11 protein-coding genes are annotated in these 16,653 nt (G+C 70.9%); 5 read left to right on the top strand and 6 right to left on the bottom strand.

Annotated features, from left to right (window positions below; genetic code table 11):
* The first annotated feature begins 56 nt into the window (after positions 1-56).
* Positions 57-1,058 (top strand): GNAT family N-acetyltransferase, encoded by a 1,002-nt coding sequence (locus MKK88_RS02100; protein ID WP_243996934.1) that lies wholly within the window; start codon positions 57-59, stop codon positions 1,056-1,058.
* 68 nt (positions 1,059-1,126) lie between these two features.
* Here the strand turns inward: MKK88_RS02100 and MKK88_RS02095 are convergent, their stop codons facing one another.
* From MKK88_RS02095 to MKK88_RS02080, 4 genes are all read right to left on the bottom strand, one after another.
* The gene (locus MKK88_RS02095; RefSeq protein ID WP_243996933.1) at positions 1,127-2,251 is read right to left on the bottom strand and encodes a mechanosensitive ion channel family protein; all 1,125 of its coding nucleotides are present in this window, start codon (positions 2,249-2,251) and stop codon (positions 1,127-1,129) included.
* A gap of 292 nt (positions 2,252-2,543) precedes the next feature.
* Entirely contained in the window at positions 2,544-7,835 is a 5,292-nt protein-coding gene (locus MKK88_RS02090) for an alpha-2-macroglobulin family protein (RefSeq protein ID WP_243996932.1), read from the bottom strand.
* A 102-nt stretch (positions 7,836-7,937) separates the two neighbouring features.
* Entirely contained in the window at positions 7,938-8,237 is a 300-nt protein-coding gene (locus tag MKK88_RS02085; RefSeq protein WP_243996931.1) for an antibiotic biosynthesis monooxygenase family protein, read from the bottom strand.
* Between the two features lie 15 nt (positions 8,238-8,252).
* Positions 8,253-9,113 (bottom strand): Kdo hydroxylase family protein, encoded by an 861-nt coding sequence (locus tag MKK88_RS02080; protein ID WP_243996930.1) that lies wholly within the window; start codon positions 9,111-9,113, stop codon positions 8,253-8,255.
* Between the two features lie 197 nt (positions 9,114-9,310).
* On the opposite strand from MKK88_RS02080, the gene MKK88_RS02075 reads away from it, so the two are divergent.
* Positions 9,311-9,760 carry an RNA polymerase subunit sigma-70 gene (locus tag MKK88_RS02075; RefSeq protein WP_243996929.1) on the top strand — a complete coding sequence of 150 codons (450 nt, stop codon included), beginning with the start codon at positions 9,311-9,313 and terminating at the stop codon, positions 9,758-9,760.
* A 442-nt stretch (positions 9,761-10,202) separates the two neighbouring features.
* On the opposite strand, the gene MKK88_RS02070 is transcribed toward MKK88_RS02075, so the two are convergent.
* Together MKK88_RS02070 and MKK88_RS02065 are read right to left on the bottom strand one after the other, a co-directional pair.
* Complete coding sequence (locus tag MKK88_RS02070; protein ID WP_243996928.1) at positions 10,203-10,604, bottom strand: type II toxin-antitoxin system VapC family toxin; 402 nt, start codon at positions 10,602-10,604, stop codon at positions 10,203-10,205.
* Entirely contained in the window at positions 10,604-10,843 is a 240-nt protein-coding gene (locus MKK88_RS02065) for a type II toxin-antitoxin system VapB family antitoxin (RefSeq protein ID WP_243996927.1), read from the bottom strand. The genes MKK88_RS02070 and MKK88_RS02065 overlap by 1 nt, the downstream gene beginning before the upstream one ends.
* 81 nt (positions 10,844-10,924) lie before the next feature.
* On the opposite strand from MKK88_RS02065, the gene recQ reads away from it, so the two are divergent.
* The 3 genes from recQ (at position 10,925) to purL (ending at position 16,531) form a co-directional block, all read left to right on the top strand.
* Positions 10,925-12,763, top strand: coding sequence for a DNA helicase RecQ (gene recQ, locus MKK88_RS02060; RefSeq protein WP_243996926.1), 1,839 nt, complete (start codon positions 10,925-10,927; stop codon positions 12,761-12,763).
* 192 nt (positions 12,764-12,955) lie between these two features.
* Complete coding sequence (locus MKK88_RS02055) at positions 12,956-14,119, top strand: hydrolase (RefSeq protein ID WP_243996925.1); 1,164 nt, start codon at positions 12,956-12,958, stop codon at positions 14,117-14,119.
* A 186-nt stretch (positions 14,120-14,305) separates the two neighbouring features.
* Positions 14,306-16,531: a phosphoribosylformylglycinamidine synthase subunit PurL gene (gene purL, locus MKK88_RS02050; protein ID WP_243996924.1), complete on the top strand. Its 2,226-nt coding sequence runs from the start codon at positions 14,306-14,308 to the stop codon at positions 16,529-16,531.
* Positions 16,532-16,653: the final 122 nt, after the last annotated feature.

Below are 16,653 nucleotides of genomic sequence, written 5' to 3'. Positions count from 1 at the left end.
CGGCGTGCTCTGATTCCGATGGGACACTGCACGACGCACCCGGAGTGAACCGGATCATGGTCGCCAATCTCGCCCGCGGAGCCTACAGCGCGCTCGGTGCCGGGTGGCACAGGGGCGTGCAATGGGGCGTGGGCGCGCCGATCGCCAAGCTGCGCCGCCGCCACGCGCATCTGCGTACCGTTGAGGGCGGCCCGGCCGGCATCGCCGACGTGCTGTCCTCCGAGGAGGCGATCCGCCTGCCGGAGCCGTTCGAGGAACGCAGCCTCGGCCGCATCGGCAACCTCGAAGTGCGGCTGGCCCGGAAGAGGTCCGAGATCCGCCGGGCACAGCGCCTGCGCTTCAAGGTGTTCTACGAGGAGATGTCGGCGGTGCCCTCCGGGCTCGCGGCCCTGTCGCGCCGGGACGTCGACGGTTACGACGCGATCTGCGACCACCTCCTCGTCCTCGACCACACCCCTCCGAAGCGGAAGAAGCCCTTTGCCAAGCACAGGCCGAAGGTGGTCGGCACCTACCGCCTGCTGCGCGGTGACGTGGCCGAGCGTCACGCGGGTTTCTATTCCGAGAGCGAGTACGACCTCGGGCCGCTGCTGGCCGCTCAGGGGCACCGGCGGATCCTGGAACTGGGCCGATCCTGCGTGCTCAAACCCTACCGGAGCAAGCGCACGGTCGAGCTGCTGTGGCAGGGGATCTACGCCTACGTGCTGCACCACCGGATCGACGCGCTGATCGGCTGCGCCAGCCTGGAGGGCACCAATCCGGACCGGCTGGCCCTGCCGCTCGCCTTCCTGCACCACCATGCCCGCGCCCCCGAGGAGTGGCGGGCCCGGCCGCTGCCGGAGCGCGCGGTGGCGATGGACCGGCTGCCGAAGGAGGCGGTGGATGCCAAGGCCGCCCTGCAGGCGCTGCCGCCCCTGATCAAGGGCTACCTGCGCCTCGGCGCGACATTCGGCGAGGGCGCGGTGATCGACCGGCAGTTCGGCACGACGGACGTGTTCGTCACGCTGCCTGTGGAGGTGATCGGCGCCCGCTACCGGGGGCATTTCGCGCCGGCGGGGTGAGGGCCGGGATCGGGACCCGCGGGCGGCGCGGCCGCGCAGCATTCCCGATGACGCGGTGATGGCCTGCATCACGCCGCGAAGCGGCGCCCCTCCGTCCGCCGCAGGGACGGCTCCTCGGCCCCGACCCACTCCGTACGATGCCGTGGCAGGGCCACCGGGTGCTCGGCCTGGAGCCACGTGATCATCGCCTCGCGGACCACGCAGCGCAGATCCCAGGCCTGGGGCGCGTTGCGGGCGCTGACCAGCATCCGGATCTCGATGGTCGATTCCTTGGCATCCGAGACCTGGAGGTTGACCACCTTGCCGTCCCACAGGGGCGACGCCCGGGCAATCTCGGTGAGCTTCTCGCGCATGGCGGCCACCGGGGCCCGGTGGTCCACATAGAGAAACACGCTGCCGATCAGCGAGGCCCCGTCGCGGGTCCAGTTCTGGAACGGCTTCTGGATGAAATAGGTCAGCGGCAGGACCAGCCGGCGCCAGTCCCAGAGGCGGACCACCACGTAGGTCGCGGTGATCTCCTCGACCCAGCCCCACTCGTTCTCCACGATGACCGCATCCTCGATCCGGATCGGCTGCGTGATCGCGATCTGGATCCCGGCCACGAGGTTCGACAGGACCGGCTGCATGGCCAGACCCAGGACCAGACCCGCCGCCCCCGCGGAGGCGAGCAGGCTGACGCCGTACTGGCGCACCGGCTCGAAGGTCATCAGCGCCACCGCGAGGGTGATCAGCGCCACCAGGGTCACGCCCGCGCGCTCCAGGATGCGCATCTGGGTGAAGTGCTTGCGCGCCAGGAGGTTGTCCTCGGCGTCGAGCTTGAACCGGCGCAGGTAGATCACCGTGGCGATGTGCAGCGCCGTGGCGCAGCACCAGCCGGTCAGCGTCACGAAGGCGACCAGCAGGATCTGGTTGAGGGCGATCCGCACCTCCCAGGACAGGTGCACGATGGTCGAGGCGAGGCTGATCGCCACCACGATCAGGCCGAGCCGGGTCGGCCCATGGGTGCGCGACACCAGCGAGCGCCAGAACAGGCTCTTGCCCGCGACGGCGCGCTTCATCGCCCGGTAGACGACTCCGTGGAGCGGCATCACCACGGCGCAGCAGGCGACGATCAGGATCAGGCTCTCGGCCCACCACGGCAGGTAGGCCAGCCCGCGGGCGGCGGGGCCGGTGAGCGCGTCGAGGTCCGGCATCGGGCATCGCCTCCACGGGTTCCGAACGGGACCTGTGGGAATGGGCCGGCACGCGCGGGGGTTCCGCAATGCACCATGTGCTCGCCGCAACGCAGCGATCCAGCTCAGCCGGTTGCGCCTTCTCGTCCTCAACGAGCCCTGGATGCTGTGTTCGGCACCGCGTCTTCGCGGGCGAAGCGAAGCACTCCAAGGCCGCGCCAAGATCACCGATGGCGCGCTGCCCTGGGTCACTTCGCTCCGCCCGTGATGACGGTGACGCGCCCTCGACCGGCGCGTTCCCCCGGCATCCAACCTACCTGGCTGCTCCCACGGTCACGCGCCCCGTGGCGGTCCGGCCGAACCGGGCCGGCCGGTACATGTCCTCCACGGTCGCGCCCGGATGCACGTAGGTTCCGGGCGAGACCGCCCGCACCGTGTAGGCCACGGTGAAGAAGGCCGACTGGCTCGGGTCGCGGTCATAGGCCGCCACGAACCGGTCGTCGCGGAACTCGGTATGGACCGGCTGGACGTCCGACTTGGCGAAGGCGAGGCCCTGGAGCACGTCGGCATCGAGCAGCTTCGGATTGTCGATCTCGAGCCCCGCCGGCAGCGGATCGACCAGCAGGAGGCGCGCGGCCTCCGCCTTGGCCTCGGTGACCTTGAGCACCACCACGAGCCGGTCGTTCTGACGCAGGCCCGCCGCCGGATCGACGAGGCTGCCGTCCAGGCGATGGAAGCTTCGCTCCACCGTGTAGCCCTGCGCGGTCGCCGGCTCCGGAGCCAGGGGGTTGCCGTTGACGGTCACCGCCACTTGCACGGGTCCGCGGCCGGTATTGATCAGCTGCACGCCCCGATCCGCCAAGCGCGCCTCCCGGTAGACCCGGGCGAGCGTCCCGGTCTGCGGCGCGCCGTCGAGGTCGAACGACAGGGCCTCGGCCTCCTTGGACAGGCTCTCGGCGGCGAGCACCATCCAGGCATTCTCCTGCGTGCTCGTCGCCCGCTCGGTCTGCTGCTCCTCCCCGAACAAGGCGGCGACCGGGCCGAGGGCGCCCTGGGTCAGCCCGCTCTCGGCCGCCAGCGTGATCAGCCCGGCGCCGTCGCGCAGGCGAGAGCCGTAATCGGCGCGGTACAGGCCCGTGTCGCGCCCAGCCCGCAGCGCGGTGAGGGCCGAGTCCATCACCCGTGTGGCCCGGCCGCGGTCGCCCAGCAACGCCAATGCGGCGGCGAGTTGGGCGCGCCCGAGGGCGGAGGAAAAATCGGTGAGCTTGGTGTCGGCGAGGTAGCGCAGATCGCCCATCACCGGCCGGCCGTTCCGGGCGAGCACGTAGGCCGCATAGGCCAGATCCGCGCCGCCGTTGCGCACCTCGGCGGCGTTGGCCACCGCGTTGCGCAGGTAGTCGAGCGCCTGGGCGAAGGCCTTCTGCGGCACCGCGAAGCCGCGCTCCCGGGCCCGGGTGAGGAAGTCGGTCACGTAGGCGTCGAGCCAGAGGTCGCTCGACCCCTGCGCCGACCACAGGCCGAAGTCGCCGCTCGAATCCTGCCGGGCGAGCAGCCGCTCGATCGAGTCGCGCACGCGGTCGTCCGCGCCCGCATCGAGGGCGAGCTTTTCCAGGCTCGCGAGCTTGTTGACATAGAGCAGCGGCATCGCCCGGCTCACCACCTGCTCGGAGCAGCCGTAGGGGTAGCGGTCGAGGGCCTGGAGCAGGGCCGCCACGTCGAGGCCCGGCAGGGGCGTGACCGAGAGCGAGACGCTGCCGGTGCCAGGAAGCAGGTCGGCGACAAGGTCCGACGTGAGCGTCAGCGCCGCCCCGGGGGCGAGGCTGCGCACGGACCGGCGCAGCAGGGTGCCGGTCCCGGGTGCGATCCCGAGGGCGAAGCTCTGGTTCAGCGGGGCCGACAGACCGGGGCCCGACAAGGCGAGGTCGAGCCGGGCCGTGCCGGGCCCCGCCGCGGTGAGCGGGATCACGAACTGGCCCTTGGCACCCGCCTCCAATCGGAAGGACTGGCGCAGGGCGCTGGCGCCGACCACCACCGGCCCGGTCGGGTTCAGATCGACCGTGTAGTCGCCGGCCTGCCCCTCGACATTGTCGAGGGCCACGAACAGCCGCGAGCGGTCGCCGGTATCGAGGAAGCGCGGCAGCGTGGCGCTGAGCACGACCGGATCGCGGATGATCACGTCGGCCTGGGCCTGGCCCACCCGTTTGCCGCTCCAGGCGGTGACCATCACGCGGCCCGTGCCGTTGAAGGCGGGGATCGGGAAGGTGACGCTGGCCGCACCGTCCGGCCCCACGGTCACGATCCCGGAATAGAGCGCGAGCGGCGCCTGGGTCGGCGGCGACTCGGCGAGTTCGCCGCCGCCCGCGTCACCGCCGGAACGGATCGCGCCCACGGAGCCCTGCATGCCGTCGATCAGGTAGCCGTAGAGATCGCGGAGTTCCGGCCCGAGCGCCCTCTGGCCGAGGAAGTACTGGGTCGGGTCCGGCGCGGCGTAGCGGGTGAGATTGAGGATCCCGACATCGACCAGCGCGACGGTGATCCGCGCCGCCTCGCCGGGTTTCAAACCCGTGACCTGGACCGGCAGGGCCAGATCCTGGCGCGGGCGGGCCCGTTCCGGCGCCTTCACGGCGACGCCGAGGCTGCGCGTCTCCCGGTCGACCGAGAACCATGCCAGACCCAGGGCCCGACCCGGCAGGCGCCTGGCCGCCTGATCGAGGGGCCGGTAGGCGGTGGCGATCAGATAGGCGCCGGCTCCCCACTCGGCCTTCACCGGCAGGCTCACCAGGGTGCCGCCCTCCGGAACGCTGACCTCCAGGGTCTCGTGCACCCGGTCGCTGACCACCATCAGGCTGGCCTGCCCCTTGAATTTCGGGCTGAGCTTGGCCCGGAGCGTGTCACCGGCCGCGTAGGCGGGCTTGTCGAGGGTCAGGTCGAGGAGGTCCGGCGCCTCGGCCGTCTGGGACCCGCCCCAGCCGACATCGAAGCCGAGGCTGGCGCTCGCCTCCGGAACGCCCGGGGCCGAGACGTCCAGCCGGTAGCGGCCGAGCCCCACCGGCGCCTCGATCCGGCTCGGGGCCCCGGCCCGGAGATCGACCGTGCCGCTGGCCACGCGCTTGGTGGTCTTGACCGGCTCGAACGACCAGCGCCCGTCCGCCCGATACCATTGGTAGGCGGAGTCGATCCGCGACAGGGTCCAGCTCACCCCCGGCCGGGCGAGGAGCGCCCCCTCGGGACTCGCCAGCACCACGTCGAAGACCGCATTCCCGCCGTCCTGGAGGTCCGCAAAACCCTTGCGCAGGGCCAGCACCGGGCCGGCCGGGAGGATCGGCAGGGTCAGGCTGCGCGACAGGGCCCGTCCGCCCGGCTCGCCGACCGCGAGCGTGATCTTCGCCTCCAGCGCCCGCAGGGCCGCCGGCTGCGGAACCGGGACCGTAACGTCGGCCCCGCCCTGCGCATTCGTGGTCGCGTGGTCCTGAAGCTCCTGCGTGAGCGGCTCCACCGCCTCGTCGTCGAGGCCGATGCTGTAGCCGTCCAACCCCTTGATGCCGCTCGCGGCGGCAACCTGCACGGTGACGCTGCCGGACACGTCGAGATCCGCCCCCGGGGCGCCGTAGAGGTAGCGGGCGGCGACATCGACCTGCGCGGCCTCACCCCGGTGCAGAGCCGCCTGCCGGGGCTTGAGGGTGACTTCCAGCCGCTCGGGGACGTAATCCTCCACGAGGAAGCTGGTCTCGCCGATCGCGGGGGCCTTCGGGTCGGTATAGGCCGAGACCCGCCACGTGCCGTGCATCGAGCCCGACAGGAGCGGCAGGGGCAGCGCCCGGCCGCCGAGCCCCTGATCGGGCACCGAGACGCGCCGGTACTCGACGCCGTCCGGCCGCTTCACCACGAGGGTCAGCGGCAGGTCCGGCACCGCCGTGCCGGCCGCATCGCGCAGCAGGGCGGTGAGTTGGACGGTCTCCCCCGAGCGGTAGACCCCGCGCTCCGGGAACAGATAGGCGTCGAGCCCGCCGGTCTCGGGCCGTCCCTTCACGCCACGGTCGGTCAGGTCGAAGGCGCCGAGATTGAGATCGAGGAAGCCGTAATCGCCCACGATCTGGGCCACCACCAGGCTTGGCGCCAGACCACCCTCTCCGCGGGCGAGCCCCGGATCGAAAGCGACGTGGCCCTGCGCGTCCGTGGTGCGGGTACCCAGCACCTCGTTGTTGCGGGCGACCAGCCGGATCTCGGCGCCCGCCATGACTTGCACGGAGGCGAGGGAGCGCAGCACCACGTGGACCCCGTCGCGCCCCTTCGTGGCGGTGAGCCCGAGATCCGAGACCACGAACCACTGGGTCGCCTGGGTCTCGTAGCCCTCGTCGTCCGCCGAGACCGTGCCGGAGGGCCGGGCCAGCATCACGTAGATCCCGGGTTCCAGCTTGCCCACCGCCTGGAGGACCGGGAAGGCGGTGACCGCCTCCTGGTTCAGCTCAGCCTTGGCGGTGTCGAGGGTGCCCTTCCAGACACGCACGCCCTTCTCGGCCGCGATCGACCGGGCGGTGGCGCCGCTGAGCTGGCCCAGGAAATCCTCGGACCGCAGGGTCGGCAGCAGGCCGCGGTCGCCGATCCGCAGGACCTCGACGTCGAGTTTCGAGGCGTTCACCGAGACCAGGGGGACGCCCGCCTGTCCGGTGCGGGGCAGGACGTAGTTGCGCCCGGTGATGCGCACCTGCGGGGCGCGGTCGCGGACGTAGATCTCGTAATCGGCGGATTTAAGCAGGCTCTCGCCTACGACGGAGGGCAGGCCCTGGCGCAGGACGATCGCGTAGCGCCCGCCATGCTTGAGCCCGTCGACGCAGATCTGCGCGCCCTCCGCGGTCACGGCGGCGCTGCCGCTGCCCGACACGGCCACGTAGGGCGCGTAGTCGGTCTTCGGCACCACCGCGTCCGAGAGGGTGAAGCAGGCCCGCGGGGCGGCCGCGTCGGCATCGACCTTGTAGCCGAGGATGCGGAAGCCGTGCTCGGTCCGCAGCGCCTCGTAGGTGTCCCGGATCCCCTCGTCCTCGTCGAGGGCGAGGCTCGCCGCGTAGGCGTCGAGGGCGGGACGCCAGGATTCCTGCTCGGCCTCGTCCGCCCCCAGCATCGCCAGCGCCGCCGCGGCGTCGGGGGCGGTGCCGGCGCGCTCGTAGGCGCGATAGGCCGCCGCGGTGGCCCGCTCGCGCAGGCGCGCCCGGCCCCGGTAATCGTTCTGTTCGAGGAGGCCCTTCGCCGCCGAGGCCGCGCGGGCATAGGCCTGCCAGTTGCGGACATCGGCCGGGTCGGCCGCCACCGCGGCGGCGAGCGGCGTGAGGGCCTGATCCGGCCTGTTGGCGGTGAGGAGCGCCTGCCCGGCGGTGCGGGACTGGGCCGCCGGCCGGAGCGCCGTGCCGGCCTCTGCCTTGAGGGCCCCTTCGAGGCGCACAGCCGCGCTGGCGAGATCGACCCGGGCGAAGGTCCTGGCGAACGGAGCAGGCGCGGTCGCGCGCGGGGCGGTGCTGCGGGGCGAGGCCGCGTTCTGGGCGAGCGCCGGGCCGCCCCAGACCCCTCCGAATACCGCCAGGGCAACCGCGAGCCGTCCGAGCCGCGCCATCAGCCTGTTCCCCACCTGCCGCGTCCCGATGATTCGCCTCGGGATCGGTCGGGCGGGAGCCTAGCACCGGCGGCCTTCGCCGCAATGCCCGGTGGGCGCCGCTCAGAACGCCTTCAGCACCTGCTCGGCATGCTCAACCGACACCGGCCCGGCGAAGCAATGGGAGACCAGGGCGCGGTAATCCTGCCAGAGCTGCGAGCCGGTGAAGTCCTTGGTGTGGGCCTCCAGCGTGTCCCAATGGATCAGCAGCCGGTAGCGCTGCGGGTGCTCGATCGAGCGCCGGACCTCGAAGTGCCGGCAGCCCTTGGCCTCCTTGAAGATCGCCGAGGCCTTCGTGATGCCGGCCTCGAACTCCGCCTCCAGGCCGGGCTTGATCTCGATCTGCGCGATTTCCAGGATCATGGTCTGACGTGCCTCTCAGGTCCGAAGGGGGCGGCCGAGCTTGGCCGCCAGGATGTGGTGCGGGCTTAAACCGGGGTCGGCCTGGGCGGCGACCGGCAGGTAGGCGGTCTGCTCCAGCATGTAGCGGCCGCCCATCGCCCCGTGCATGACGAGGTCCGAGAAGGTCACCCAGGTCTCGCCGGGGCGGAATTCGACGTCGGCCTGAGGGGCTGAGGCCTGATAGGTCTCGTCCTGCTTGAGCGCATCGTGCAGGTGCAGCATCAGGTGGTCGTATTCCGAGCGCTTGGCCTTGGTGACACGGAGCGCCGCCAGCAGGCGTGCCGAGAGCGGCGAATAGTCGGGCAGCCGCGGCAGGAATTTCTCCGCCATCGAACCGAAATCCTCGCCGACCCGCCAGCGGCGCGGCTCGCCCGCCGGATTGATGTTGCGAAAAACCCGCAGGATCCGCTTCTCGCCGATCGGGTTCGACGGGAAGGCGTCGACATGCAGCCGCGTGTCGTCGCGCCGCCAGCTGAGCTTGCGCTGATCCACGTCGAAGGGACGATACGAGGTGCCGGCGAGACTGATCCGGTCGGCATAGTCGGGCAGGTAGGTGCCGATCAGGTCCCGGGCGAAGGCGCGGTAGCGGATCAGGAGCTGACGCAGGGCCTCCTGCTCCTCCGGGGTGCCGGCCGCCCCGCGGAGGTGCGCCGCCTCCCCGCGGATATTGACGTTCTTCGCCTTGCCGTCCGCGAAAGGCCGTTCGGTGAAGCGACGCTCGAAGTCGGTGAACGGGAACGGCAGGTCGGGGAACAGCAGCACCGCCCCGGCCTCCAGCTCCCGGGCCAGGGAAGCGGTCGTCTCGCCGGGGGCGATTCTGCGGATCGGACTGATCATCGTGCCGGGCTGGCCCTGCCGTCTCGGATGCCCGCCCCCTGTAGCCGAGCCGCCCGGGGGAGACCAGAGCCCGCATTTCCGGTGGATGACCCGGGATCAACCTCGGGACAGGAGCGGCCCGCCTTGCGAAACCCGAGTGTTCCCGCCACGTTCTCAACCCAGTGACCGGCCCCAGTGCCCGGCGGAGGATGGCGCCGATGGCGACCCTGAAGGAATTCGAGGAAGCCCTGCGCGAGCATGGCATGAACATGGCGCTGGCGCTCCTTGAGCGCCTGCGCGAGCGCGACCGCGCGACCCGCACGGTCAAGCCGGCCCGGCGGCTTACGGGCCAGAAGATGACCCCCGAACTCGCCCGGTCGATCCTGGACCTCCACGCCACGACCGGCATGACCCAGCAGGAGATCGCCTTCAAGGTCGGGGTGAATCAGGGCCGGGTGAACGAGGTGATCAAGCGGGGCAAGTGGCTGACCGACGATCCGAGCGCCCCAGAGGCGGTCGCCCGCGACAAGGCGGTGGCCCGGATGCGCGGCGACCCGAAGCCGAAGAAGCCGCCCGTCGCGCGGGCCGCCTCCAGCCGACCCAAGGAGCGCAAGGCCGCCCCGCCGAAGGCGCGCAACCAGGGCCAGCTGGCCCTGGGGGATTTGTGAGGATGCAGCCGCAGGGCTCGTTTCGTCCCTCCATCACTGCCCCATCCGCACGCTGACAAGTCCGGGGGATCGCAACGCGCGAAGCGGGTCACGGGTCGCGGCTCCGACGCTTGCCGACGGATCGTGGGACGTTGCGTTGAAGGACGATGGTAAAGCGCCATTCTGCCCCGTCTTCGCCGCTCCGGGACTGCAAGGAATTCATCTCCAGGTCTCGGACGGGCAGGAGACGACCATCGAGGTCCGGATGCCGGTGAAAGCACCGCGCCCTAAGCCACGGGACCTGCACTGCGCGGTCCGCGGGGCTATGATCACGTGGCTCCAGGCCGAGCACCCGGAGGTCCTGCCACGGCGGGGCACCGCGTGGGTTGGAACCTGGGAGCCGCCCCTGCGGCAGGCGGAGGAGCGGCGGTTCGCGGCGTAAGCGTTTGGCGCGACCGGACGCTCAGGCGAGGGCTGAGGGAATATCGGTCTGCGGGAAATCGTCGCCGATATAGAGCAGCGGCACCCCGTGAACCCGCGCGCAGGCATAGGCGAAGCAGTCACCGAGGTTCAGGCGGGCAGGATGACGGCCCTTGCCGTAGCGGGCGTGTGCCGCGATGGCGTGTCGTGCCTCCGCAGCTGCGATTGGAACCCGGGTGACACCGGTGGCATCCAGAAAGTCATCCACAATCGCTTCAGCGACTCCGGGCGGGACGGACTTAAGCCGGGCGATGGCACGTGCTGCCTCGTAGATTGCGACCCCGCTTGTGAGCCGCACGGGACCGTCGCGCAGGCGATCCAACAGCGGCCGATGTCCTGGCTCGCAGGCGACGATCGCGACGATGGCGGACGCGTCGATGAACATCACTCGTCGTTCAGACTGTCGTAGAACGCCTTGTCCGCCTTGAGGCCCGTCGATGGGTAGGAAGCCAACCGGTCCTGGATTTCCTTGACCCGTTCCATGAACGACTCCTGCTCCGCGTTCTGCCGCTCCAACTCGTTCACGAGCGCAAGTCGTACCGCTTCGGTCTTGCTCACGCCGGTCTTCGATGCCAGCGTCTCGGCGAGTCGATTCACCTCTTCGCTGCGGATGTTGAGCGGCATGGTGACCTCCGTGTAGACACACGGAGGTTAGTGTCTACACGCAGGCGCCGCAAGCGGCCCGTACTCCGACCAAGGATCCCGATGACCCGCCTCGACGAGGCCCGCGCCGCGCTGAAAAAGACCTTCGGCTACGAGGATTTCCGGCCCGGGCAGGACGAGGTGATCGGTGCGGTGCTCGACGGCGCCGACGTGTTCGCCGTCATGCCCACGGGCTCGGGCAAGTCGATGACGTATCAGCTCCCGGCCTTGGTCGATCCGGGGCTGACCGTGGTGGTCTCGCCGCTGATCGCGCTGATGCACGATCAGGTGCAGCAGATGAAGAGCGTCGGTGTCGAGGCCGCGACCCTGAACTCGTCGGTCCCCGAGTCCGAGTCGCGCGAGACGTGGCGGATGCTGCGTTCGGGCGAGCTGCGGCTGCTGTTCGTCTCCCCCGAGCGCCTGCTGATGGAGGGCTGCATCGAAGCCCTGCGCGGCGCCGGCGTCCGGCGGCTGGCGGTGGACGAGGCGCATTGCGTCTCCCAATGGGGCCACGATTTCCGGCCCGAATACCGGGAGATCGCCCGGGCCCGGACGACGCTCGGCAACGTTCAGACGCTCGCGCTCACCGCCACCGCCGATGCCGCGACCCGGGCCGAGATCGCCGAGCGCCTCTTCCCGCAGGGCCGGCCGCCGAAGATCTTCGTCCACTCCTTCGACCGGCCGAACATCCGGCTGACCTTCCAGCCCAAGGACAACCCGGCCCGGCAGATCGAGCGGTTCCTGAAGCACAGGCGCTCCGAGAGCGGGATCATCTACTGCTCGTCGCGCAAGCGCACCGAGCAGCTGGCCGAGACCCTCAAGAAGGACGGGTTCGACGCGCTGCCCTACCATGCCGGTCTGGACCAGGCGACGCGCATGAAGAACCAGGACCGGTTCCTGCAGGAGGACGGGGTGGTGATGACCGCCACGATCGCCTTCGGCATGGGCATCAACAAGCCGGACGTGCGCTTCGTCTGCCACGCCGACATGCCCAACAACGTCGAGGGCTACTATCAGGAGATCGGCCGCGCCGGCCGCGACGGGCTGCCGGCCGACACGCTCACCCTCTACGGCCTCGACGACATGGCCTTGCGCCGCCGCCAGATCGACGAGAAGGAGATTTCCGACGAGCGTCGCCGGGTCGAGCGGCGCAAGCTCGAGGCGATGATCACCCTGTGCGAGGGCGCCACCTGCCGGCGCCAGTCGCTGCTCGCGTATTTCGGGGAGATCAGCGAACCCTGCGGCCGCTGCGACCTGTGCCGCGGCGGCGTCACCCTGGTGGACGGGACGGTCTCGGCCCAGAAGATCCTCTCGGCCATCGTGCGCACCGGACAGCGCTTCGGCGCGGCCTATATCTGCGACGTGGTCCACGGGAAGGAGAGCGAGCAGATCCGCCGCAACGGCCATACCGGCCTCAAGACCTTCGGGGTCGGCGCCGACAAGCCGGTGGCCGCGTGGCGGGCGATCCTGCGCCAGCTCTTCGCAGGGGGGGCGATCGCCGAGAATGCCGACGGCTACGGCGGCCTGTCCCTGACCGCGAAGGGCGAGGCGATCCTGTACGGGCGGGAGCCGGTCCAGCTCCGCCCCGATCCGGAGAAGGCGGAGCCCCGCGAGCGCCGCCGGGCCGCGCCCCGGGAGGACGGCGAGATCGCCCTGTCGGAGACCGACGAGGCCCTGTTCCAGCACCTGCGCGGCCTGCGCGCGACCCTCGCCCGGGCCGAGGGGATCGCAGCCTTCATGGTGTTTCCCGATCGCACGCTCATCGAGATGGCCCGGCAGAAGCCCGTCGATCTCTGGGCGTTGCGCACCGTCCACGGGGTCGGCGAGCGCAAGCGCGAGGCCTATGGCGAGCGGTTCGTCGCGGCGATCGCGGAGTTCCTGGCGCATCCCCCGGCCGCGTGAGCCGGCGGGTCGGGAATCGTCATCCTCGGCGCAGCGAACCGCTTCGTGTAGGCAGAGCGCCCCCCAACCGAATCGATCGGACACATCATTTCCGTTTCCGCGCCCGCCGCCGATACCGCGCTCCACGTCGATCCAGACGCGACCGAGATCCAATCCCGCCCCTCCGGGTCGCAGGCTCTGACCTCGCGGATCGTGTTCTATCTGCCGGGCTTCGACCCGCGGGATCCCGAGACCTACTGGGGCCTGTTCCGCCGCGAGGCACGCCTCACCGCGTCCCGGCGCGGCGCCGAGATCGCAATCGGCGACCCGGTCCGCTCGGCGGACGGGCTCGAACTCGCCTGGACCGTGCAGTCGCGCGGCGTCACCACGCGCTATGTCCTGCTGCGCTGGGAGGACATTGTCCGCGCGCGCTTCCCGCAACCCGACTGGGCGCGCCTCCGGGGCGTCCCGGTTCTGCTCTGGCGGCTGTGGCGCTCGGGCTACGCGTCCGGCCTGCGGCGGGAGGGATGGCGCTTCTCCACGGTGATCTTCGGCGTCCACGCGATCTATCTCGCGCTGGTCCTCCTCAGCCTCACCCTCGCGGCGTGCCTCGCCGGTCTGGCACCGGCCGCGCTGCAGCCCTGGCCCCTGCTGGCGGTACCGCCCCTGGCCTATGGGATCCTGGGCGTGCTGGTGCGGGCGACCCGCGGCAAGCCCCTCTATGTCCCCCACCTCGTGGACGATACCGCCTTCACCCACGCCTACGCGGCCGGCCGGGCGCCGGAGGTCGCGCCGCGTCTCGACGCCTTCGCGGCCCGTATCCGCGCCGCCGAGGGCGAGGCTGACGAGGTGGTGGTGGTCGGGCATTCCTCGTCGAGCTTCCTCGGGATCGAGGTGCTGGACCGGGTGCTCACCCGCGATCCCGGTTTCGGCACCCGCGGCACGCCGGTCAGCTTCGTGAGCATCGGCAGCGTCATCCCCTGGCTCGGCCTGGATCGCGCCGCCCAGGGTTTCCGCGCCGCGCTCCTGCGCTTCGGGCGGGCGCGGCAGGTCGGCTGGATCGATGTGCGCGCCCCGTGGGACTGGCTGTCGATCCACGGGCAGAATCCCCTGGCCGCCTGCGATCTCACCCCGCCGGATCCCGGACGCCCCGCCGTGCTCGGGGTGATGATCAACGACTTGATCACGGGCACCGACGTGCGCCGCCGCCAGTGGAACCTGTTCCAGATGCATTTTCAGCTGCTCATGGCGAGCCAGAGCGTCCATGGCTTCGACTATCTCGACCTGATGACGGGGCCCGAACCGGTCCACGTCCTCGCGTCCATGGGCCGGGAGAGCGACCTCACACACGTGCCGCCCCGCCAGCCCAGCCTCTGACCACCGGCAGCAGGACCCTGCGCCCGGTCACGCCGCGCCTGGGGAGCCCGCGCGCCGGAATACCGGCGGATGTTGCCAGGGCGGGCGCTTCCGCTCTAGAGCCGGGGCAACCTCGATCCCGGCCCGGTCCGGGCTCGCCGCGGCACGCGTCCTCCCGGACGGGCCGCTTTTCGCCGAGACCGCCGCATGTTCCGCAACGACGTTCCGATCACCCCCGAACTCGTGGCCCAGCACGGCCTGACGCCCGACGAGTACGCGCGCTTCCGCGGCCTGATCGGGCGCGACCCGACGCTGACCGAGCTCGGCATCGTCTCGGCGATGTGGAACGAGCATTGTTCCTACAAGTCCTCCCGCAAGCACCTGCGCGGGCTGCCGACCTCGGCGCCGTGGGTGATCCAGGGGCCGGGCGAGAACGCGGGCGTCATCGATATCGGCGACGGCCATGCCTGCGTCTTCAAGATGGAGAGCCACAACCACCCGAGCTACATCGAGCCCTATCAGGGCGCGGCGACCGGGGTCGGCGGCATCCTGCGCGACGTCTTCACCATGGGCGCGCGGCCGATCGCGGCGCTCAACGCCCTGCGCTTCGGCGCTCCAGACCATCCGCGCACCCGCAGCCTCGTCTCGGGCGTCGTCGCGGGCGTCGGCGGCTACGGCAATTCCTTCGGCGTGCCGACCGTCGGGGGCCTGACCGGCTTCCACAAGCGCTACGACGGCAACATCCTGGTCAACGCCATGGCGGTGGGCCTCGCCCGCACCGACGGCATCTTCTACGCGGCCGCCGCCGGAATCGGGAACCCGATCGTCTATCTCGGCTCCAAGACCGGCCGCGACGGCATCCACGGCGCCACCATGGCGTCGGCCGAGTTCGACGAGGCCACCGAATCGAAGCGTCCGACCGTGCAGGTCGGCGACCCCTTCGCGGAGAAGCTGCTGCTGGAAGCCTGCCTGGAACTGATGGCCTCGGGCGCGGTCATCGCCATTCAGGACATGGGCGCGGCGGGCCTGACCTGCTCGGCGGTGGAGATGGGTGCCAAGGGCGACCTCGGCGTCGAGCTCGACATCGACAAGGTGCCGGCCCGCGAGGAGGGCATGACCCCCTACGAGATGATGCTCTCGGAGAGCCAGGAGCGCATGCTCATGGTGCTCAAGCCCGGCATGGAGGCCGAGGCCGAGGCGATTTTCGTGAAGTGGGGCCTCGACTTCGCGGTGATCGGCCGGACCACCGACACGCTGCGCTTCGTCATCAAGTGGCACGGTGAGACCGTGGCCGACCTGCCGATCAAGGAGCTGGGCGACGAGGCCCCGCTCTACGACCGGCCGCATCTCGCCAATACGCATCAGCCGGTGATCGCGGCCGCCGAGGTTCCGGCCCCGGCCTCGCTCACAGACGCGCTGAAGCGCCTCGTCGGCTCACCCGACCTCGCCTCCAAGCGCTGGGTCTTCGAACAGTACGACCACTTCATCCTGGGCAACACCGTCCAGAAGCCAGGCGGCGACGCCGCCATCGTGCGGGTCGAGGACGGGCCGAAGGGCCTTGCCCTCACCTGCGATGTGACTCCCCGCTACTGCGAGGCCGACCCGGTCGAGGGCGGCCGTCAGGCCGTGGCCGAGGCGTGGCGCAACATCACCGCGGTCGGCGCCAAGCCGCTCGCCATCACCGACAACCTGAACTTCGGCAACCCGGAAAAGCCCGAGGTGATGGGTCAGCTCGTCGGCTGCCTCCAGGGCATCGGCGAGGCCTGCCGGGCGCTGGACTTCCCGGTCGTGTCGGGCAACGTCTCGCTCTACAACGAGACCAACGGCGTCGGCATCCTGCCGACCCCGACCATCGGCGGCGTCGGCGTGCTGGACGACGTGGCGCGCCACGCCACCATCGCCCTCAAGCGCGAAGGCGACGTGCTGGTGCTGATCGGGGCGAGCGAGGGTTGGCTCGGCCAGTCGAGCTACCTGTCGGTGATCGAGGGCCGCGAGGCGGGCGCGCCGCCGCCGGTCGACCTCGCCCTGGAGCGCCGCAACGGCGACTTCGTCCGCGGCCTGATCCAGGCGGGCACCGTCGATACGGTCCACGACCTCGCGGATGGCGGCCTCGCGGTGGCGCTCGCCGAGATGGCGATGGCGGGCCGGATCGGCGCGGCACTCTCCGACGTGCCGGTGGACCTTCCGCCCCACGCCTACCTGTTCGGCGAGGACCAGGGCCGCTACCTGCTGGCCGTGCGGCCGGAGGCAGCCACAGACCTCCTCTCGGCCGCGGCGGCCCAGGGCGTGACGGCGGCGTCGATCGGCGTTGCGGGCGCCGACCGTTTGACCCTGCCGGGCGGCGAGACCATATCGCTGGCCGACCTGACCGCCGCTCACGAGGGCTGGCTGCCCGCCTACATGGCGAGCCAGCCGGCCGCGCCGGCGTCCTGAACCCCTGGGGCATCGAACCGGATCCAGGTCCGGTCCGATGCCCCAGATCGTTGTTTTCGCATCATCTCTTCCGAAAGCCGGCGACCACCTTTCGGGATGATGCTCGACCCCAGGAGTTTCCC

Source organism: Methylobacterium sp. E-005 (assembly GCF_022829725.1).
In the GTDB taxonomy this organism is placed as follows: domain Bacteria; phylum Pseudomonadota; class Alphaproteobacteria; order Rhizobiales; family Beijerinckiaceae; genus Methylobacterium.
This window is presented reverse-complemented; position numbering and strand designations above follow the sequence as displayed.